At 63.7% G+C, this 20745-nt stretch carries 18 protein-coding genes and 1 tRNA gene; 6 read left to right on the top strand and 13 right to left on the bottom strand.

What is annotated here, in order from left to right:
* Positions 1-2 precede the first annotated feature (2 nt).
* Positions 3-1085: an NAD(P)H-dependent amine dehydrogenase family protein gene (locus J2X11_RS05915; protein ID WP_309967888.1), complete on the top strand. Its 1083-nt coding sequence runs from the start codon at positions 3-5 to the stop codon at positions 1083-1085.
* A gap of 6 nt (positions 1086-1091) precedes the next feature.
* Here J2X11_RS05915 and J2X11_RS05910 read toward each other — a convergent pair whose 3' ends face one another.
* Positions 1092-1541, bottom strand: a complete 450-nt coding sequence (locus tag J2X11_RS05910) for a PaaI family thioesterase (protein ID WP_309967885.1) — start codon at positions 1539-1541, stop codon at positions 1092-1094.
* Between the two features lie 100 nt (positions 1542-1641).
* Between J2X11_RS05910 and J2X11_RS05905 the strand changes: the two genes are divergently transcribed.
* Together J2X11_RS05905 and J2X11_RS05900 are read left to right on the top strand one after the other, a co-directional pair.
* Entirely contained in the window at positions 1642-2325 is a 684-nt protein-coding gene (locus tag J2X11_RS05905; protein ID WP_309967882.1) for an acetoacetate decarboxylase family protein, read from the top strand.
* Positions 2326-2351: 26 nt separating this feature from the next.
* Entirely contained in the window at positions 2352-3128 is a 777-nt protein-coding gene (locus tag J2X11_RS05900) for an SDR family NAD(P)-dependent oxidoreductase (RefSeq protein WP_309967879.1), read from the top strand.
* Between the two features lie 170 nt (positions 3129-3298).
* On the opposite strand, the gene J2X11_RS05895 is transcribed toward J2X11_RS05900, so the two are convergent.
* The 7 genes from J2X11_RS05895 to J2X11_RS05865 form a co-directional block, all read right to left on the bottom strand.
* Entirely contained in the window at positions 3299-3631 is a 333-nt protein-coding gene (locus J2X11_RS05895; RefSeq protein ID WP_309967875.1) for a cupin domain-containing protein, read from the bottom strand.
* 60 nt (positions 3632-3691) lie between these two features.
* The gene (narI, locus tag J2X11_RS05890) at positions 3692-4417 is read right to left on the bottom strand and encodes a respiratory nitrate reductase subunit gamma (RefSeq protein WP_309967872.1); all 726 of its coding nucleotides are present in this window, start codon (positions 4415-4417) and stop codon (positions 3692-3694) included.
* The gene (gene narJ, locus J2X11_RS05885) at positions 4414-5112 is read right to left on the bottom strand and encodes a nitrate reductase molybdenum cofactor assembly chaperone (protein WP_309967869.1); all 699 of its coding nucleotides are present in this window, start codon (positions 5110-5112) and stop codon (positions 4414-4416) included. The genes narI and narJ overlap by 4 nt, the downstream gene beginning before the upstream one ends.
* Positions 5109-6758: a nitrate reductase subunit beta gene (gene narH / locus J2X11_RS05880; RefSeq protein ID WP_309967865.1), complete on the bottom strand. Its 1650-nt coding sequence runs from the start codon at positions 6756-6758 to the stop codon at positions 5109-5111. Before narH ends, narJ begins: the two co-directional genes overlap by 4 nt.
* Positions 6758-10453, bottom strand: coding sequence for a nitrate reductase subunit alpha (locus J2X11_RS05875; protein WP_309972292.1), 3696 nt, complete (start codon positions 10451-10453; stop codon positions 6758-6760). The genes narH and J2X11_RS05875 overlap by 1 nt, the downstream gene beginning before the upstream one ends.
* 35 nt (positions 10454-10488) lie before the next feature.
* Positions 10489-11724: an MFS transporter gene (locus J2X11_RS05870; protein WP_309967862.1), complete on the bottom strand. Its 1236-nt coding sequence runs from the start codon at positions 11722-11724 to the stop codon at positions 10489-10491.
* Between the two features lie 82 nt (positions 11725-11806).
* Positions 11807-12589 (bottom strand): YwiC-like family protein, encoded by a 783-nt coding sequence (locus tag J2X11_RS05865; RefSeq protein WP_309967859.1) that lies wholly within the window; start codon positions 12587-12589, stop codon positions 11807-11809.
* 133 nt (positions 12590-12722) lie between these two features.
* On the opposite strand from J2X11_RS05865, the gene J2X11_RS05860 reads away from it, so the two are divergent.
* On the top strand, positions 12723-13145 hold the full coding sequence (locus J2X11_RS05860) for a CBS domain-containing protein (protein WP_309967856.1): 423 nt from the start codon (positions 12723-12725) through the stop codon (positions 13143-13145).
* 74 nt (positions 13146-13219) lie between these two features.
* Here J2X11_RS05860 and J2X11_RS05855 read toward each other — a convergent pair.
* The 4 genes from J2X11_RS05855 to J2X11_RS05840 all read right to left on the bottom strand — a co-directional run bounded on the left by J2X11_RS05855 (position 13220) and on the right by J2X11_RS05840 (position 17903).
* Positions 13220-13296, bottom strand: a tRNA-Met gene (locus tag J2X11_RS05855).
* Positions 13297-13398: 102 nt separating this feature from the next.
* On the bottom strand, positions 13399-16299 hold the full coding sequence (locus tag J2X11_RS05850) for a UPF0182 family membrane protein (protein ID WP_309967853.1): 2901 nt from the start codon (positions 16297-16299) through the stop codon (positions 13399-13401).
* 30 nt (positions 16300-16329) lie between these two features.
* A complete protein-coding gene (locus J2X11_RS05845) occupies positions 16330-16833 on the bottom strand; it encodes a PPA1309 family protein (protein WP_309972290.1) in 504 nt (167 codons plus the stop codon).
* A complete protein-coding gene (locus J2X11_RS05840; RefSeq protein WP_309967850.1) occupies positions 16833-17903 on the bottom strand; it encodes a YlbL family protein in 1071 nt (356 codons plus the stop codon). Before J2X11_RS05840 ends, J2X11_RS05845 begins: the two co-directional genes overlap by 1 nt.
* A gap of 110 nt (positions 17904-18013) precedes the next feature.
* Between J2X11_RS05840 and J2X11_RS05835 the strand changes: the two genes are divergently transcribed.
* Complete coding sequence (locus J2X11_RS05835) at positions 18014-19318, top strand: zinc-dependent metalloprotease (protein ID WP_309967847.1); 1305 nt, start codon at positions 18014-18016, stop codon at positions 19316-19318.
* A gap of 23 nt (positions 19319-19341) precedes the next feature.
* On the top strand, positions 19342-19869 hold the full coding sequence (locus tag J2X11_RS05830) for an NUDIX hydrolase (RefSeq protein ID WP_309967844.1): 528 nt from the start codon (positions 19342-19344) through the stop codon (positions 19867-19869).
* On the opposite strand, the gene J2X11_RS05825 is transcribed toward J2X11_RS05830, so the two are convergent.
* The gene (locus J2X11_RS05825; RefSeq protein WP_309967841.1) at positions 19829-20320 is read right to left on the bottom strand and encodes a M48 metallopeptidase family protein; all 492 of its coding nucleotides are present in this window, start codon (positions 20318-20320) and stop codon (positions 19829-19831) included. The genes J2X11_RS05830 and J2X11_RS05825 overlap by 41 nt on opposite strands.
* Positions 20321-20745: the final 425 nt, after the last annotated feature.

Here is a 20745-nt window from a genome sequence, read left to right as displayed (position 1 = left end):
ACATGACCACCACCCCCATCCGGGTCTTCCAGGTCGCCACCGGCAACGTCGGCAGCGAAATGATCAAGCGGATCGGCACCCAGCCCGACCTCGAGCTGGTCGGCGTCCACGTCTACACGCCCGACAAGATCGGCCGCGATGTCGGCGAGCTCGTCGGCATCGGTCCGATCAACGTCATCGCCACCGGCACAGTTGACGAGATCATCGCCGCCAAGCCCGACGTACTGACCTTCCACGGAGTCTTCCCTGACGAGGACCTGTACCTCCAGGTGTTGGAAGCCGGCATCAACATCGTCACCACGGCGGACTGGATCACAGGGCACCACCGCAACGAGAACCACGCGCATCCATCTGGTCGCCCGTGGACCGAGATCATCGATGAAGCCGCGAAGAAGGGCGGAGTCACCTTCTACGGAACGGGCATGAACCCCGGTCTCAACCAGATCCTTGGTGTGGTCGTCTCAGCCGACGTCGCCAATATCGAGAACGTGACGACCATCGAGTCGGTCGACGTCTCCTGCCACCACTCCGCAGACACGTGGACCGAGGTCGGGTACGGCCTTCCGATCGACGACCCAGAGCTGCCCGGCAAGTTGAAGAAGTACACCGAAGTCTTCGCAGATTCCGTATGGATGATGGCCGACGCCTTTGGTCTCGAGCTCGACTCCGTCGAGTTCTCGTACGAGATGGGCGCGTGCACGAAGGACATCGACCTCGGTTGGTACAAGCTCCCCAAGGGATCTCTCGGTGCCAACTACATCAAGTACCAGGGCATGGTCGACGGCGTATCCCGCGTCGAAACCCACCTCGAGTGGCAGATGACTCCCCACACCGAACCGAGCTGGGACATCAAGGGTTGCTACGTCACCCAGATCAAGGGCGATCCCCAGATCTACAACAAGCACATGATCTTCCCGGCCGAGGGCGTCGACCTGTCAAACCCCGAAGACTTCGCCTCGATCGGCATGACCGTCACCGGAATGCCGGCCCTGAACTCGATCAAGTCCGTCGTAGCGGCTCGACCCGGTGTGATCACCAGCGCCGACCTGCCGCTACGAGGCTTCGCTGGTCGCTTCAAGCCCTGAGCAGCGTCAGCCCATCACTCGCATTTGGTAGTAGCCGCGCGTACGGGCGACGACTGTCCCGGCTTCATCAGTGACCTCGCACGTCAGCTCATAGTTCGACTTGCCGTTTGCGGTCGCTTCCGCCTGCACTCGATCGAACTCTTCCTCCGACAGCGTCGTTCGCGCGGTCACTGCCGTCAGCGCCGGACGGGTGAAGTCGATCTCGACCCGCTTGACCAGCGGCAATGCACCAGGAACATTCATGAACCCAGCCATCAGACCTCCGAGCACCTCGGCCACCGTGAACAGGCAGCCTGCGTACATCGCGCCGAAGTGATTGACGTTCGGCTCGGCCGGGATCCGCGCCGTCGCGCTGTGCGGAGTCACCTCAAGCACCTCCAGTTCCATGGCACCCAGGATCGGGATCAGCGCACGGGCTTGGGCTGTGGGCTCAGGAAGGGCTGCAGGTTCAGTCATGGTCGAAAACTAGCGTCAGAACCAGCGATCAGTTGCATGGGGCAGTGAGGAATGGCGCGTTGTGCTTCCGCATCGCGCCAAAACTTGCTCTGATGTCTCCATGACAACCCATGACATCCTCGGCCAAACCGTCACGATGCCTGTTGAGGTGAGAGACGGCACCAACGCGACCGTGATGTACGACGTGTCCCTCGAAGCCGCTCAAGCGCTCGCGCCGACGGGGTTCGAAGTGATCGAGACCGAGCCGGGTCGGGCTCAATTCGCGCTGGCGCTCGTCGACTACAAGGACAACGACCTCGGTGCCTACCTCGAGATCGGCACCATCTTCTTCGTCCGTCCCGAAGGCGGCGGTCCTGACGGGAACATCATCACCCACCTTCCAGTGACCGAGCACTTCACCTGCGTGGCCGGCAACCAGATCTGGGGCTTCCCCAAGAGCGTCGAGAAGATCGAGGCCACCAACGACGAGTCGACCTCGCGGTGGACCCTCGAGATAGACGGCGAGCTCGTACTGGACATCACCCTCCCGCGTGGCGGGACCGAGGAGATGCCTCCTATGGAACTGGTGTCGTACACACTCATCGACGGACGCCCGCACCGTACGCCGTTCACCCAGGGCGGTTCGGGTACCGGGTTGTTCTTCGGCGCCGACGTAACCCTGTCGCTCGGCAGCCACCCGATCGCGAAGGAGCTGGCAAGCCTCGGCCTTCCCGACGCACCAGTCGTCCTCACCACCTGGACCGAGCAGATGCGCGCTACCTTCGGCGACCCTGAGCCGCTGTGATCGGAGCCGCGCGCTAGCGTCCTCCCATGGATATTTCTGGAGCATCAGCCATTGTCACTGGAGGTGCGTCGGGCATCGGCGCCGCCGTCAGCCGCCAACTCGCAGCCAAAGGCGCGGTCGTCGTCGTGGCCGACCTGAAGGAAGAGGACGGCCAAGCCCTCGCGAGCGAGATCGGTGGCGTGTTCATCCGGGTCGACGTGACTGACACCGAACAGATCAAGACGGCGATCGCCGCTGCGGAGGAGCTCGCTCCACTGCGGGTCCTCGTCAACTCAGCCGGAATCGGCTGGGCTCAGCGCACGATTGGCCGCGACGGCAACTACGACTCCGCACACGACCTGGATGCCTACAAGAAGGTCATCCAGATCAACCTCATCGGCACGTTCGATGCACTCCGCCTAGCGGCCACGGCAATCAGCCGTACCGAGCCGATGGAGTCAGGCGAACGCGGCGCCATCTGCAACCTTGCCTCGGTGGCGGCTTTCGACGGTCAGATCGGCCAGGCGGCCTATTCGTCGTCCAAGGGCGGCGTGGTCGGGATGACCCTGCCGATCGCCCGAGATCTGGCTGCCTCCGGTATCCGTGTCAACACTGTCGCACCGGGCCTGATTGACACCCCGATCTATGGAGAGGGCGAAGCCTCGGAAGCGTTCAAGGCCAAGCTCGGCGAATCAGTCAACTTCCCCAAGCGCCTCGGATTCCCTGACGAGCTTGCCAGCATGGTCGTCGAATGCGTCACCAACTCGTACATGAACGGTGAGACGGTCCGCGTCGACGGCGCAATCCGCATGCCTCCCAAGTAGGCGAGTGCACGACGAAGGCCCGGACCTGTTGGTCCGGGCCTTCTTTGGTAGCGGGGACAGGATTTGAACCTGTGACCTCTGGGTTTTGAGCCCAGCGACTCCGGGCGTACGAGATCTGCGGAACGGGAACTTCGTGGTTTCTGCAGATCGGTACGGGCCGTCGACGATCCTCAGCCGGCCTTGCCGACGGTCAGCAGCACCACGGAGTCCTCCACGGCCTCGAGGGAGTGGCGCGAGTCCGGGATGGTGATCAGGTCGCCCGGCGACCCGTTCCATCTGTTCTCTTCGGCCACGAGGGTCACCCGGCCGTGCAGCACCTGGAGGGTGGCCTCGCCCGGATTCTCGTGCTCGTCGAGGTTTATCCCCGCTTGGAGCGCGATCAGGGTCTGGCGCAGGACGTGCTCGTGACCGCCGTACACGGTGTGGGCGCTTCGACCGCTCGATGTCTTCTTGGCCGTCTCCAAGTGATGGCGGGCAAGCGCGGTCAGTGACTCCTTCTGCATGGGACTCCCTCTTGATACATGGATATGAAGCGATTCCGTGAAGAATCGAGCTGCAGTACCTCAGCCGACCCGATCCCAGCCGCGGCGTGGGCTGTGACTGCCGAGCTGATCGTCACGGCTGCGGTAGACGATGTAGGGGCGAGTCAGGTAGCCCAAGGGTGCGCTGAATACGTGCACCAATCGGGTGAACGGCCACAGCGCGAACAGCCCGAAAGCGACGAGTGCGTGCAGCTGGAAGCCCAGCGGCGCGTTCGCCATCAGCGAGGCGTCGGGCTGGAACGCGAGGAACGAGCGATACCAGACCGAGACGCCCTCGCGGTAGTTGTACTCGCCACCGATCGTCATGATCGAGCCGGCGATCGTGTTCCACATGCCGAGCACGATGACCACTGCCAGGAACGCGTACATCACCTTGTCCATGACGGTCGTCGCGGAGAACACCGGTCCGGTCGTGCGGCGGCGATAGATCAGGATCGCCATGCCAACCACCGTCATCACACCTGCGGCCAGCCCGCCGCCGACCGCCGCGACGTGGTACATGTGCTCGTTGACACCCACCGCATCGGTCCATGACTGCGGCACAAGCAGGCCAATCACATGGCCCCCCACCACGCCGAGCATTCCGAAGTGAAACAGCGGGCTGCCGATCCGGAGCAGCCGGTTCTCATAAAGCTGAGACGACCGGGTCGTCCAGCCGAACTTGTCGTAGCGATAGCGCCACAGATGCCCGGCTACGAACACCGTCAGGCAGACGTACGGGACGACAACGAACAGGAAGACACTCATGAACGCGCCCCCGGGAAGGATGGCATCGGCAAGAGTGTGGATTCAGAGGCAGCACCCGGGCTGAACTCAGGGCTCGCGAACGGAGCAAGGCCTACTTCCTCCTCGGGAGGCCCTTCGGCGGCGAGGCGTCGTACGGCGTCGCGCTCCTCACCTCGCAGCGGGGGAAGGGTCGCGGTGACCGCATCGATCAGCGACGACCATGGCGATGCCATGCCCCGAAGCGACAACCGCAGCAGCTCCAGTCCAGCGCGATGATCGAGCATCAGGTCACGGCCAAGATCGTGATCGATCGTGGCGGCAAACTCGAGCACCACGCACAGGTGGTCGGGCAGCTCCGAATCATCGAGATCGAACCCGGCCTGGATGTAGGTCTGCTTGAAGCGCAGCAGTGCCATCCCTCGCTTGCGCGTGTCTCCGTGCGCGAAGTAGGTCAGGAACAGGTTGCAACGGCGGCGATTGTCAAACGTCTCGACGTAGTCAGCTTGCAGCTCCGGCAGTGGCGTCGACTCCAGGTGGTCGAGGAAATCTCGGATCGACTCGGCGATCACCGGTGACAATTGTTGAGTGGCCTCCCTGATCAGCCCAGCTCGTCCGAGCATCTGCTCATCGGGATAGTCGAGTAGGAGCGATACCGACTGCCACGCGATCGTCAGCTGCGTGGCCGGCATCGTCGCCTTGGCGCGCCGCGCGCTCACGAGTCGTCTCCCCTTGGCGGGAAGATGCCGCTCGGTGAGCCTTTGCCATCCCAGTTGAGCAAATTGACGCGACCCTTCTTGCCGTCGGGACCGGCCATCGAGTCCGAGGTCTGCCGATCCTGCAACATCTGGAAGTTCTCGACCGCAATGGGCGTGGGTGTGCCCGAGCCCTCACCGAAGAGGTCGTTCTGCCCGCCGCCATATTCCGAAACCGCGCACTCGGTGGCCAGCTCCTCCAGCGAGTGAGCTTGTTCTGCGTGTGCAGGAGGGATGACATATCGCTCTTCGTACTTGGCGATGGCGAGGAGCCGGTACATGTCGTACATCTCCTCCTCGGTCATCCCGACCGAAGCCGGGATGGACCCATCTGGTTCGCGACCCATGTTGATGTCACGCATGTACGAACGCATGGCCGCGAGCTTCTTGAGCACGGCGTCGACAGGAACAACGTCGCCGGCCGTGAAGAGCTCGGCGAGGTACTCGATCGGAATTCTCAGGGCGTCGATGGCCGCGAAGAGGTTCCCCTTGTCCTCGGCGTCCTCCCCTGTATCGGCGACCACCTCGACGACCGGCGAGAGCGGCGGGATGTACCAGACCATCGGCATGGTCCGGTATTCCGGGTGAAGCGGCAGCGCGACCTTGAACGTGTTGATCAGCGCGTAGATCGGGGAACGCTGCGCAGCGTCTATCCAGTCGCGGGCAATGCCCGCCTTCTCGGCCTCGCGGATGACCTCAGGGTCGAACGGGTCCAGGAATACGTCACGCTGCGCTTCGTACAGACCGTGCTCATCGGTCGTGGAGGCCGCCGCAAGCACCTTGTCCGCGTCGTAGAGCATCAGGCCGATGTAGCGCAGGCGTCCCACGCACGTCTCAGAGCAGACCGTTGGGAGTCCGACCTCGATGCGCGGGAAGCAGAAGGTGCACTTCTCTGCCTTGCCCGTGCGGTGGTTGAAGTAGATCTTCTTGTACGGACAGCCAGACACGCACATCCGCCAACCGCGGCAGGCGTCCTGATCGACCAGAACAATCCCGTCCTCTTCGCGCTTGTAGATGGCGCCACTCGGACAGGATGCGGCACACGAGGGGTTGAGGCAGTGCTCGCAGATGCGAGGAAGGTAGAACATGAACGTCTGCTCGAACTCGAACTTCACCTTGTCCGCGATCTTCTTCAGCATCGGGTCACGGTGCGTGTTGGCCGTTGAGCCGCCCAGATCGTCGTCCCAGTTGGCCGACCATTCGATCTTCATGTTCTTGCCCGAGATGAGCGACTTGGGGCGCGCGACAGGAGTGTGCTCCTGCGCCGGCGCATCGGTCAGCGTGGCGTAGTCGTACGTCCACGGCTCGTAGTACTCACCGATCGAGGGCAGCTTCGGGTTCGAGAAGATCGTCATCAGCTTCCTGAACCGACCTCCAGCCTTGAGCTTCATGCGGCCCCGCTTGTTCAGCTCCCAGCCGCCCTGCCACTTGTCCTGGTCCTCATAGGTGCGGGGGTAGCCGAGACCGGGTCGGGTCTCGACATTGTTGAACCAGATGTACTCGGTGCCGGATCGGTTGGTCCACGCCTGCTTGCAGGTCACCGAACACGTATGGCAACCGATGCACTTGTCGAGATTCATGACCATTGCCATCTGCGCCATGACCCTCATCAGTACGTCACGTCCTGACTGCGCTTGCGGATGATGGTGACCTCGTCACGTTGGTTGCCGGTCGGGCCGAGGTAGTTGAAGGCAAAGGCAAGCTGGGCATAGCCACCGATCAGATGTGACGGCTTCACCAGCAGCCGGGTGAGCGAGTTGTGGATGCCGCCGCGCTTGCCTGACGTCTCCGCGATCGGTACGTCGATCAGCCGATCCTGCGCGTGATACATGTACACCGTCCCCTCAGGCATGCGATGCGAAACGATCGCCCGCGCGACGACAACGCCATTGCGGTTGACCGCCTCGATCCAGTCGTTGTCGACGATGCCGACCTTGGCCGCGTCCCGATCACTCATCCAGATGTTCTGACCACCGCGCGAGAGTGACAACATGAACAGGTTGTCCTGGTATTCGGAGTGGATCGACCACTTGTTGTGCGGAGTCAGGTAGCGAACCGTCAGACCCTCCACCTCGGTGCCGCCTGCCCCGTCCGAGATGTTGCCGAGCGCCGGCTCGGCAAACAATGCCGCCATGTTCAGGGGCGGTCGGTAGACCGGGAGTCCCTCGCCGAGCTCAGTCATCCAGTCGTGGTCGAGGTAGAAGTGCATTCGACCGGTCAGGGTGTGCCACGGCTTCTTGCGTTCGACGTTGATCGTGAACGGTGAGTAGCGGCGGCCGCCGGTCTCTGAGCCCGACCACTCAGGTGAGGTGATCACCGGCACAGGCGGACCTTGCGTGTCCGCGAAGGCGATCTGCTTGCCTTCGTGTTCCGCGGCCAAGTCAGCGAGCTTCACGCCCGTCCGCTTCTCCAGCGTCTTGAAGCCCTGGGTGGCCAGCGCCCCGTTGGTTGTCCCCGACAGAGCGAGGATCGCCTCGCACACGTTCACGTCCCGCTTCAATGAAGGTCGGCCGTCAGCCACGCCACCGCGTACGGCACCGTTCTTGCGCCGCAGATACTCGACCTGTGCGCCCAGCTCGAAGGTGACGCCTTTGGTGGTCGCACCGAGCGTGTCCACCAACGGACCGAGCGCGTTCATCTTCTCCGCGACCGCCCCATAGTCGCGCTCCACCTCGACGAGCTTGGGCATGGTGACTCCCGGGATGGGCTCGCACTCGCCCTTCTTCCAGTCGCGCACGACGCCGTGTGGGTTGGCCATCGCGTCAGGCGTGTCATGGGTGAGTGCCACTGCGACCACGTCCTTGCGGACACCGAGGTGGCTCGCCGCCAGCTCGCTGAACTTCTCGGCAATCGTCTGCCAGGCGTCCCAGTCGGTACGGGTCTGCCACGGCGGGGCGATGGCCGGGTTGAACGAGTGCACGAACGGATGCATGTCGGTGGTGTTGAGGTCGTGCTTCTCATACCAAGTTGCCGCAGGCAGCACGACGTCGGAAAAGATCGTGGTGCTCGTCTGCCGAAAGTCGATTGTCATGAGCAGGTCGAGCTTGCCCTCGGGCGCCTCGTCCCTCCATCTCACGTCCAGGGGCCGTTGATCTTCGGGCGTCTCAGTGGCTCGGACAGACGAGTCTGTGCCGAGGAGGTGCTTCAGGAAGTACTCATTGCCTTTGCCCGACGACCCGAGCAGGTTCGCCCTCCAGATCGACAGAACTCGCGGATAGTTGCCCGGCGCGTCCGGATCTTCGCCGGCAAACTCCAGATCGCCGGACTTCAACTGTTCGACGACATACTCCCCCACCGGTTTGCCAGCAGCAGCGGCGTCATCGCTGAGGTCGAGCGGATTGCGATCGAAGGTCGGGTATGACGGCATCCAACCCATGCGGGCGCTTTGCGCAATGATGTCGGCCGTCGACTTGCCTGCCAACTGGCCCTTCCCCGTGGTCGCGGAGAGCGTGTCGGCTCCGAACTGGTCGTAGCGGAATTGGTTGGTGTGCAGGTACCAGAAGGCAGTCTGGATCATGTTGCGCGGCGGTCGGTTCCAGTCCAGCGCATTCGCGATCTGCGTGTAGCCAGTGATCGGGCGGACCTTCTCCTGACCGACATAGTGCGCCCAGCCTCCGCCGTTGACGCCTTGGCACCCGGTCAGGTTGGTCAGCGTCAGGAACGCCCGATAGATCGTGTCGGAGTGGAACCAGTGGTTCGTTCCCGCCCCCATCACGATCATCGACCGGCCACGTGACTCCTCGGCATTCTGGGCAAACTCCCGACCAATGCGGGTGGCGGCGTCAGCGGAGACGCCGGTGATCGTCTCCTGCCATGCGGGTGTGTACGGCGCCGTCGCGTCGTCGTATCCGGTGGGCCACTGCCCCGGAAGTCCTTCTCGGCCAACTCCGTACTGGGCGAGCAGCAAGTCGAAGACCGTGGTGACGAGATGCCCCTCGACCCGACGTACCGGCACCCCGCGCGGGAGGTCGGCGGCAGCGCCATCGGCGGTATCGAACCGCGGCATGCGAACCGTGACCCGATCCTCCGCGGTGCCCATCAGCGACAAGGTCGGGTCGACGCTGCCGAGCTCGAGGTTCCAGGAGCCGACGCCAGCTTCGCCGTAGCGGTGACCGAGCGAACCGTTCGGGACGACCGGGTTGCCTGTGTTCGCGTCGATCAACACTGTCTTGAAAGCGGCATTCTCGTCGCCGGCGTGACCCGCCAGGTCTGCGGCGGTCAGGAACTTCCCCGCGGTGTAGGCGCCATCAGCCCCTTCCTCAAGTCTCACCAGGTGTGGGAGGTCCGTGTAGGACTTCACATACTCGGTGAAGTAGGGCGTTGTGCGATCGACGAAGAACTCCTTCAGCACGACATGGCCCATTGCCATCGCGAGTGCGGCGTCGGTGCCCGGCTTTGCTGGCAGCCACTCGTCGGCGAACTTCACGTTGTCGGCGTAGTCGGGGGCAACAGCAATGACCTTCTGACCCCGGTAGCGCGCTTCGGTCATCCAGTGCGCATCGGGCGTACGGGTCACCGGGAGGTTCGAGCCCCACATGATCAGATAACCGGCATTCCACCAGTCACCCGACTCGGGGACATCTGTCTGGTCGCCGAACACCTGGGGCGACGCAACCGGCAGATCGGCGTACCAGTCATAGAAGCTCAGCATCGAACCGCCGATGAGATTGACGAATCGGGCGCCCGAGGCGTGCGAGACCATAGACATCGCCGGAATCGGCGAGAACCCGGCGACCCGGTCCGGTCCGTACTTCTTGATCGTGTGCACATGGGCCGCCGCGACGATCTCGCTGGCCTCCTCCCATGTGGCTCTCACCAGCCCACCCTTGCCACGAGCTGACTTGTAGGCCTTGGCACGCTGCGGGTTCTCCACGATGTGCGCCCAAGCTCGTACCGGGTCTCCATCGTGCTGGGCCTTGGCCTCCCGGAACATCTGAAGCAGGACACCGCGAACGTACGGATAGCGCACCCTGGTCGGCGAATAGGTGTACCAGGAGAACGCCGCACCACGGGGGCACCCGCGTGGCTCGTACTCAGGAGAATCCGGGCCGACCGACGGGTAGTCGGTTTGCTGTGTCTCCCACGTGATGATCCCGTCCTTGACGTAGACCTTCCACGAGCACGATCCCGTGCAGTTGACGCCGTGGGTGGACCGCACAACCTTGTCGTGGCTCCACCTGTCGCGATAGAAGTCGTCCGCGCCCCGGCCCCCCTTCTTGGTCAAGGTCCGCAGGTCTGCTGAGACGGTTCCCTTGGTGAAGAATCGTCGGCTCCGAACCAGCGCATCGGACAGGGCGCCGTCCATCCCTGGGTCGAGGATCGACTTCTTGGAAGGTGGGGTCAACGGGCTACCTGCCCTTGGATGGCGGTACGGCGAACGATGGTGACACTGAGAAGCAGCGCAAGCACGGCTGTGGCGGAGAGCATCCAGAGTCCGATCGCGTACGAGTCGGTGCGGCCGTAGACGTAGCCCATGATCAGCGGCGGGACAAACCCACCCAAACCGCCGGCGGCACCGACAAGGCCGGTGACCCCACCGACCCTCGATGGGTCCGTGACCTTCGCGATCAGGGCGAAGGTAGCTCCGCTGCCAGAACCAAGCGCGGCCGCCATGGCGAGGAACGCCACAGTGCCGATCCCCTCCAGCGGCGGGGTTCCCGCAGAGATGCCAGCACATACAACCACGACGCCGAAGCCGGTTGCCAGCACCGGGATCGCACCGAGCTTGTCAGCAAGCCATCCTCCGACTGGCCGCATGACGACCGCGACGAGCACGAATCCAGCCATTCGGTTGGCCGCATCAGCCGGGGTGAGCTGGTGCGCCGCCTTCAGATAGGCCGGCAGATAGACCGAGAATGCAACATAGCCACCGAAGGCAACCGCATAGAGGAGGCTTGCCTGCCAGGTGATCGGTAGCCGCGCGTTGGCCGAGATCCGCGACATCAAGGACGTGGTGGGCACGACGCGACCGGGGACGTCGCGCATGATCAACCAGGCTGCGATGGCATAACTCGCCAGCACACCGGCGGTGATCAGGAACGGCGACTTGGCGCCCAGGTTGTCGGTCAGCTTGACGGTCGTCAACGCGCTGATCGCGGTGCCGCCCATGCCTGCGCCGAAGATTCCGATGGCGAGTCCGCGCTTCTCCGGCGGGAACCACGCATTGACGAAGGGAACACCGACGGCGAACGCCGTACCGGCGATGCCGAGGAAGAATCCGCCGACCAGAAGCAAGTTGTAGGAGTCCAAAGCGAAAAAGGAGATGAAGAGGACCGGGACGATCGTCACACCCGTGACGACCGGAAACATCACGCGCCCGCCGTAACGATCGGTGAGCCCGCCGACGATGATGCGACCAAGCGATCCGACGACCACTGGAACCGCGACGAGCAGCGCAACGTCGGACTCGCTCAGCGCGCCAATGCTGCCGGTGGTGCGGAAGAGCGGTCCGAGCGGACTGATGAGTGCCCACGCCCAAAAGTTGACCGCAAAGCCGATGGTCGCCATGGCCAACATCAGCCATGGTGATCGCGTCTGGGCGCCGGTGTCAGGCTCGGAGACCGACCGAGTCGTCACGTTCGTGCCCATCGCTTTGGCTGCACAGTCCCACCATGCAACCTCTCGGGTGGTTCTGCCACCGCTCGATCAATAGAGCCACTCACGGCGACACCGCTATTCCTGCTCCTACCGCGACACCAACGAAGCCGGCGAGCTCGAGAAGCCCTATGCGGGCGGGGCGCCACCCATCCCAGTCCGTCTTCAGCGATCGTGCGGTAAGGAACACGAACGGCACCACCAGACCGATGCCGGCCGGCCACCCCCACATCCGCCCGAGATCCACGACCACGACCAGCGAGGCGACCGCGACGACCCGGGACGCAAGAGCGAAGGCTGGGCGACGACGCTCGCGAAGGAGCGACTTCACATGCATCGTTGACCCGACAAGGACCAGCGCACACACCAGGGTGAGCAGCCACACCCGCTCTGGGATGAGACCACCCGGGTGCGCCAGGAGCCACGTCAGCGGCACGAGCGCGACGACCTGAACGATCAGGACGGCGTCATTGATCAGGTCACGCTCGTTGTTTCGGCGAGCGAACCCCACGTTGACCGCGAACAGCGCGGCGTAGCCCAGCCCCACCCAGATCAGCCACGGGTTCGACAGGAGCAGCATCCCGGCCGGGATCGCAGCAGCCAGCGCCCAAAAGAGCAGCGGCCGGCGGAACCGGGCACCCCGCCGAGCACGAGCCAAGCTCAGTGCAAAGTATGACGCCGGATAGCACGTGAAGGCAGCCCACACCAACAAGGGCGTCGACCAAGACGCCGGGGTGACGAGCGCGCCAAGGATCAGCGGAAGTCCGACGAAGGCCCACGCGCCGTGCTGAGGGGGGACGAGAGACGCCCTGCTCCGACCAACACGCGCGTCGCGACTGACCTGCATCAAGGATGGCCCCGTCGACGACAACACACCCTCATCATCTGAGGAGTCGGATCCCCGTCCCTAGGGTCAAAGGTCCCGACAACTCTTCTTCCGTGGATACGGCGTGCAACCGTGATCTGCGAGAGTGGACAGCATGGGAAGCCCGATCACGCGCCCGTGCCAGACCGTGGCTGGAGCCATGCTCACAACCCCGAAGACCCACGGTCTCGAGATCACGGTTTCCGATGCTGAGACAGCCTTCACTGATGCCCATGTCCACATGTTGCTGCTGACGCGCCGAGGCGTTCTGCACGGAACCTTGTTGCGGGCTGACCTCGACCCCCGCCTGGACCCTCGACATCCCGCCCTCGAGTTGGCCGCGCTCGCCGAGCGGACCATTGGGCCAGACCAGCCCATCGACGAGGCCTTACGACTGTTGAGCCGTGGCCAAACGCGTCGTCTCGCGGTCACCGACAGCGACAGCCGGTTGCTCGGACTTCTCTGCTTCAAGCGAGCTTCCAACGGTTTCTGTTCTGAGTCAGACGTCCTTGCTCGAATGGATGAACAGCCTCGCTGACCGCAATCAATCCAACGCCGAATCCACGCACATCGCATGACAAAGGCCCCGGACCATTGGTCCGGGGCCTTCTTTGGTAGCGGGGACAGGATTTGAACCTGTGACCTCTGGGTTATGAGCCCAGCGAGCTACCGAGCTGCTCCACCCCGCGTCGCTCTCGCTACTTTACGGGGCGGCGACCCGCGGATCAAATCCGGGGTCGCCGGGTTTCGATATGCTCCTCGTTCCTCGGAGCTACTCAACCACCGGCTGGCTACTTCTTCGAAGCGTCAACGATCTTCTGGGCTTCTTCCAGCGAATCAGCCATTTGTTCAATTCGACGCTGGTATGTCGCCAAGTTGCCGTCCTTGAGCGCGTCCTGCGCCTGCTCGTAATAGTCGGACGCGTCCGCGAGCAGTTGGGAAGCCGTCTTGGAGTCATCCGGCTTTGACGGAGTTTCGCCTTCGTCAGGCGCGCTGCCTTCCGCCAAACCGAGTGCAACACGCAACGCCTCGTCGAGCGTCGTGCCGAACCCGACGTCCTTGCCGAACGACGCGATGACGAACTGGAGAACCGGGTAGGAGCCCTCGACCGCTGTGCGCTGGATGTAGACCGGCTGGACGTACAGCAGACCGTTGCCGACCGGGAGGGTCAGCAGGTTGCCGTACTTGATCGTCGTGGTCTTGGACTGCTGGTACTGCAGCAAGGCCTGCGAGACGCCCTTGTCCGCTTGGAAGTCGTTCGCGATCTGGCTTGGGCCGGAGATCTGCGTCTCGCTCGGCAACTGCAGGATCTGCATCTTCCCGTAGTTGGCCGTGTCGGTCGCCTCGGAGTTGACCGAGACGAACGCCGCGAGGTTCTGCCGGCTGTTGGGCAGGTAGACGCTCGTCACCGAGAACTTGGGATCGTCCTCGCCTGGCCGTGCCGTCGACAGGTAGTAGGGCGGCTGAAGCGCGTCGGAGCCCGTCGGCGCCGTCGGATCTTCTGGGACCTTCCAGCGCTGGTCGTCGTTGTAGAACGCCTGAGCGTCGGTCACGTGGTAGCGCTGCAGCACATCGCGCTGCACCTTGAACAGGTCCACGGGGTAGCGCAGGTGCTCCAGCAGTGCCGTGCTGATCTTCGACTTCGGCTCGACCACATCCGGGAAGACCTTCATCCATGTCTTGAGCACCGGATCCTGGGTGTCCCATTGGTAGAGCTTCACGCTGCCGTCGTACGCATCGACGACGGCCTTGACCGAGTTGCGAATGTAGTTGACCTGGTCGGTCGGCAGCGCCTGCTGCGAGTCGCCCGTCTCGGTCAGAGTGTCAGCGGTGGCGTCCTTGAGCGAGCGATGCTGCGAGTACGGGTACGAGTTGCTCGTTGTGTAGCCGTCCACGATCCAGACGACCCGGCCGTCAACGACGGCGGGATACGAGTCGCCGTCGACAGTCAGCCACGGCGCAACCTTCTTGACCCGATCGCGGGGCTCACGGTCGTAGAGGATCTTGGACTCGGAGTTGACGCGGCTCGAGAGCACGATGTTGGGCTCGGCGAACTTGAACGCGTACAGAGCCTTGTTGAAGAGGTTGCCGATCGGCACTCCGCCGGTTCCGTCGTACGTGTTCTGGGTGGCGTTGTCCTTCGTCGCCTTGCTCGTCGCGGACGCGCCACCACGTGGCGTGTCGACCTCGATCGGCTCGGCACCCTTGGGCCGGCCGACGATCGAGTAGGTCGGCGACTGCTCACCGAAGTAGATGCGCGGCGGAGTCTTGGTCGTGAGCTCACCGATCTGCGGAATGTCCCTGGCGACAAAGACGGGTTCGCCGTTGGGACCACGCTTGTTGCCGCGAGCGGCGACGACGCCGTAGCCATGCGTATAAACGGTGTGGTCGTTGGCCCAGTTGCGCTGACTGGGCTGGAGGCCCGACAGCTTGAGCTCACGGGCCGCAATGATGACGTCCTGCGGCTGGGCATCGTCACCGAGCTTGTAGCGATCGACGTCGAGCGTCTGCGGCACGGCGTAGTAGCCGCGTACCTGCTGAAGCTGCTCGAACGCGTCGGAGATCAGGGTTGGGTCGAGGAGTCGTGTGCTGACGCGCGACTCGGCAGAGGAGGCCAGCTCAGCGGGTGTGAGCGACGTTGTCGCCGAGTAGGACTCGGCCTTCACGTCGGCGACGTCGTAGGCCTGTCGCGTCGCTTCAATATTTCGGGAGATGTACGGGCCTTCTTTGTCGGGCTCTGACGGCTTGACCTGGAAGCCCTGCATCACGGCAGGCCAGATGGCGCCGATCAGGATCGAGGAGATGCCGAGGAGTCCGAGGCTCATGGCGGGAAGCGCCCACGAACGGATGAAGATCGAGGCGAAGAACAGGATCGCGCACAGGATGGCGACGTAGATCAGGATGTTCTTGCTCGGGATCCGGGCGTTGATGTCGGTGAACGTACCGCCGTCGACAACGCCGCCTGATCCGATGATGAGCCCGAAACGATCCAGGTAGTACGACGCGACCCGAACCAGGATGGCCAGGCCAACGAGGATCGACAGGTGCACCTGAGCGGCGCGACTCAGCCTGGGTCCACGGCCGGAGATGCTGATGCCGCCATAGACGTAGTTGACGAACACCACGGCCAGGATCGTGATGACGATCATCGCGAACGAGAACGAGGTGATGAACCGCAGCCACGGGTACTCGAAGACGAAGAAGCTGACGTCCTTGCCGAATTGCGGATCCTTGATGCCGAACGAGGTGCTGTTGCTCCACATCTTGAATGTGTCCCAGTGGCTCGCGGCCACGGAACCGGCGAATCCGGTGAGCACGACGCCGACGACGATCAGGACTGGGCGAAGGATCGGGGTCAACGCAAGGCGATAGCGGTAGGCCGGATCGTCACGGCGAACCGGTACGGATTCGGGCCGAGAGCGATAGGCGATGTAGAGGTTCGCCACGACGAACAGACCGAAGATCAGGCCCATGACGAGGAACAGCAGGATGCGGGTCGACAGAACGCTTTGGAACACGCCGCTGTAGCCAACCGACTTGAACCACAGGCGATCGGTCCACACGCTCGTGAAGATCGAGCCGAGGAACAGCAGCACGGCGAGGGCGACCAGCGTGGGCACCAAGACACGGCGTCGGCCGTCAGGTGGACGCGGCGCAGATCGCGGTCGGGGTGTTCCGAAGATGTCGCTCACGGTGCTCCTGAGTAGGGGTGGATTAAGACTCTATGCCAGTGTTTGCCGGAGCTGCTCGATCAGCCCAGGAACGAGATCGGGGCCCTCGAGCAACACGGCATCGTCGGGTTCGCGAGCGCGTACGGCGCTATGTGCAGCACCATCGCGAGTGACAGCCGCAATCAGCCGCACCTCTTGCCGATCCGGGTGCGCGGCGGCAGCCATGAACATCTCGTCAGGATCCTCGGGCAACGCCGCCTCGGCCTCCGGCGGAAGCATGATCCGCTCGAGTACGGCAGCGCATCCCAGCACACTGTCGGGCCACGCGATCTCGATCAGCAAGTCCTCGATCGGCCGGTCGACCGGTACGCCGTCCTGCTCGACCAGCGTGATCTCGCCAGAGTCGGCCGACAGCTGATCAGCCAGGTCGGGTTGCTTGGAGACGAGGTCAGCGGTTGCCACCAGTGCAAACAGCCGGGGCGCCTGGTCCCAGCCATCGGCCGCGACGTACGCCTCCATCTCCAGCGCCGCCCTGCGCAGCGGCGAGTCGGGCATCAGCTGCACGACGGCACCTTCGCCTTGGGATCCTTGGCCAGCGCTTCGAGCGAGCTGATCGCGTCCTCGAGCTTGGTGATCTTGATGAGCTTCATACCGAAGTTGTCGCCGTCAGCCGCCTCGGCACAGTTGGCTGCGGGGACCAAGAAGATCGCGGTGTCGTGCTGCGCTGCACCAGCCATCTTCTGGCGTACGCCGCCGATCGGTCCGACCGTTCCATCGGGCGCCATCTCGCCGGTGCCGGCGATCTTCTTGCCACCGGTCAGTGCGCCGGGGGTCAGCTTGTCGTAGATCGCCAGGGCGAACATCGTGCCGGCGCTCGGTCCGCCGATGGATCGGCCAACGTTGTTGTTGACCGTGAAGGGGTACTTGTACTTCGTGCCCAGCGTGACGCCGATGCGCGGGAGCTTGGGGTTGTCGGCCGCCGGTTTGGTCGTGATCGGAATGTCTTGGGCCTTGCCCTTGCGGATGATTGACACGATCACCACGTCGCCAGGCTTGTGCTCGCCAACGACCTTCACCAGCTGCTCGGCGGAGTCGACCTTCGCGCCATCAACTCCTGTGACAATGTCACCAGCCTTGAGCTTGCCGTCCGCAGCACCGTCCTTGACGATGCCGGCGACCTGCGGCGTACCGGTCACCGTGTATCCAGCGGCACGAAGTGCCGCGACGCGTGAGGAGTCCTTGGAGCTGTCGAGCTGAGCGGCGCCCTGCTTCGAGGACTGCTCGGCTGTCTCCTCTTCGGGATAGATCAGTGACTTGGGCACCACGGCATTGTCGGAGCCAAAGTAGGCCCAGACGGCATCTCCCAGCGACACATTGCGGTCAGCGCGAGTGACAGAGACGGTGGTGAAGTCAAGTGAGCCCTCGGTCGGATAGGTCTTCACGCTCTTGTCGAACGTGAACATCGCCTTGCCCTCGAACTCGCCGAGCGTGTCAAAAGCGGGGCCCGGACGCATCATCACGTAAGGAACAGGCACGAGCATCGCAACACAGGTGAGGGCAATGAGTGAGAGCACCGCGACGAGCATCGTCGTATAGCGGCGACTCAACGTTGATGCGTCGGACACAAGCCGAGCCTAGTCAGTGACGGCAAGCCATATTGACGAGGCGTACCGATTCCTCGCAGGGCGAACACGGATTCTGTGGAGTCCCACGAACGGGTGGCTACTGTTGAGATATGTCCGAGGACGATAAAGACGACGCAGCGAACGATCCGCAGAACCCCTTTGCCGGTACGCCGATGGAGCAGATCTTCGGCGCGTTCGCCGGCGGTCAGCTCGACATGACCCAAATCATGGGGCAAATGCAGAAGATGTTCGCCCCGCACGAGGGCAGCGTCAACTTCGATCTCGCAAAGGACGTTGCGCGTCATGCGGCTGCGGCCGCCGGACCCGATCCCACGCCGAACGCTGCGCAGCAGGGTGCCGTGGACGATGCCGTCCGTCTCGCCGAGTCCTGGCTCGATACCGCGACGACCATCCCGGCTGGAGCCACGACCAGCACGGCGTGGAGCCGCGCCGAGTGGATCGAGTCCACGTCCGGCACGTGGCAGACCCTCGTTGAGCCAATCGCCCAGCACGTCGTGAAGGCGATGGGCGACGCACTGCCCGAAGAAGCCAAGGCAATGGCGGGTCCCCTGATGGGCATGCTGAATCAAGCTGGCGGAGCGATGTTCGGTCAGCAGGTCGGCCAAGCGCTAGGCGGTCTCGCTGGCGAGGTCCTCTCGTCGACCGACATCGGCCTGCCGCTCGGTCCCGAGAAGGTCGCCGCCGTACTTCCCGAGGGCGTCAAGGCGTTCGGCGAAGGTCTTGAGCACTCGGCTTCCGACGTCCTCTTGTACGTCGTACTCCGCGAGTGCGCTCATCACCGGCTGTTCCAGCACGCTCCATGGCTCCGCCCCGCGTTGGTCGGAGCGGTCGAGGAATTCGGCCGCGGCACCCGTATCGACGTCTCAGCCATCGAGTCCCAGATCCGCGATATCGACCCTTCTCGCCCCGAGGCGATCCAGGAGGCGATGAGCGGCGGACTGTTCGAGCCCGAAAGCACACCCGAACAGCTCAAGGCGCTTGAGCGGCTCGAGACTCTGCTCGCGTTGATCGAAGGCTGGGTCGACGAGGTCGTCGCCCAGGCCACCAAGGACCGTATGCCCGCCGCTGCCCCGCTCGCTGAGGCGATGCGACGTCGTCGTGGCGCAGGTGGACCCGCCGAGCAGACGTTCGCTTCGCTCGTCGGCCTCGAGTTGCGACCGCGCAAGCTTCGCGAGGCAGCGACCCTGTGGGCCGCGCTGCGTGATCGCCAAGGTGCCGACGAGCGCGATGCGCCGTGGAGCCACCCGGATCTGATGCCATCCTCGGCGGACCTCGACGATCCTCTGGGCTTTGCTCAGGGCGAGAGCAGCACGTCGGGTGGCGACGACTGGGATGCCGCCATTGGCGAGCTCCTCGATGGCGACACTGGGTCCGACTCAAACGGCGACGAGTGACGCTTCACTCCGATGCGCACGGCGTGCTGACACGCTGGGCGGCACCAGACGACGAGCAGGAACGACTGCGAGTCACCTATCTCGCCCACCTCGACGGGCACGCTGACGCGACGAGTCGCGACTGCCATCCAGATCACCTGACAGCCAGCGCACTGATCGTCTCAGCGGACCACCAGCGGGTGCTGCTCACGCTGCATCACGTCATCAAGCGCTGGCTGCAGACTGGCGGGCACATCGACCCTGAAGACGAGTCGCTGGCTGAGGCAGCTCTGCGTGAGGCGCACGAGGAGAGCGGGATCGCGGGCCTCACGATCGATCCCGTACCCGTGGTGCTGTCGCTTCACGAGGTGCCCAAATGCGGGCCGATCCGGCCGTCGCATCACCTCGACGTGCAGTTCGTCGCCGTTGCCCCGCCTGACGCGCAGCACGTCATCAGCGATGAATCGGATGAGCTGGAGTGGTTTGCGGTCGACAACCTTCCGACCGAAACCGATCAGTCGGTGCGAGAGCTCATCGCTGCGTCCATGAGACGCCTTCGAGGAAACCCTTAGCCTTCGTCGCCTCGGGGAACGCGTCGACGAGCGCCCAGAACCGCTTGCTGTGGTTGGGTTCGATCAGGTGCGCGAGCTCGTGTACGAGCACGTAGTCGACAACGTATGAAGGCATGCCCTTGAGCCGATCGGACAGTCGAATGCTGCGATCGGCACTGCTGCAGGAGCCCCACCGCGCGTTCTGGTTGGACACCCAGCGCACGGTCAGCGGCTGCGCTTTGCCGTCGAACCAGGCCTGAGAGAGCTGGCTGGCGCGCGCCATGAGCTCGTCATCACTGGGCCGCGAGCGCTGCTCGCGGCGGTCAAGACGATCGACGAGACTGCGTACGGCTTTGTCTTCTTCCGCCTGGGAGAGGTGCGCAGGCACGAGCACGATGGTCTTGTCACCTTCGCGGTGCGCACTGATCGTCCGCTTGCGCCGACGGCTCCGCCGGATCTCCACCTCACCCATGCCGTAAATCTATCCGTCGGGCTCGACATTTTTTTCTTCCACAGCGGGTCGAGGACGTTTTTGCAGGTCATCACGGCTTGCCCCTGCACACGTCAAACTCGCCGCCCACAGGTTGTGCACGACCTTCCCCACGGTGTCCACACGAAGGGCTGGCTTTCCCCACAACTTGTCCCCACTGTTATCCACAGGCGTGGACAACAGTCTCCCGATTTTGCTTGACGGTAGGTGCACCCAGACCTAGCGTTTCGGGCAATCGAGGCTCTCGGCAGAGTGCGCAGGGGAAGGCACACTCAGCCGGGAGCCTCTTTTTGCGCGAAATTGGCCATTTTGCTCCCCCGCAACTCGCCGGAGAGTTTTACGCTCAGCTGAGCGTGAAACACGCCTGTCACGCGTACGCTCATGGTGACTAGCAACACAACGGCAAG

Source organism: Aeromicrobium panaciterrae (assembly GCF_031457275.1).
Lineage (GTDB): Bacteria > Actinomycetota > Actinomycetes > Propionibacteriales > Nocardioidaceae > Aeromicrobium > Aeromicrobium panaciterrae_A.
The sequence above is the reverse complement of the archived record's forward strand: the minus strand, read 5'-3'. Positions and strand labels throughout refer to the sequence as shown.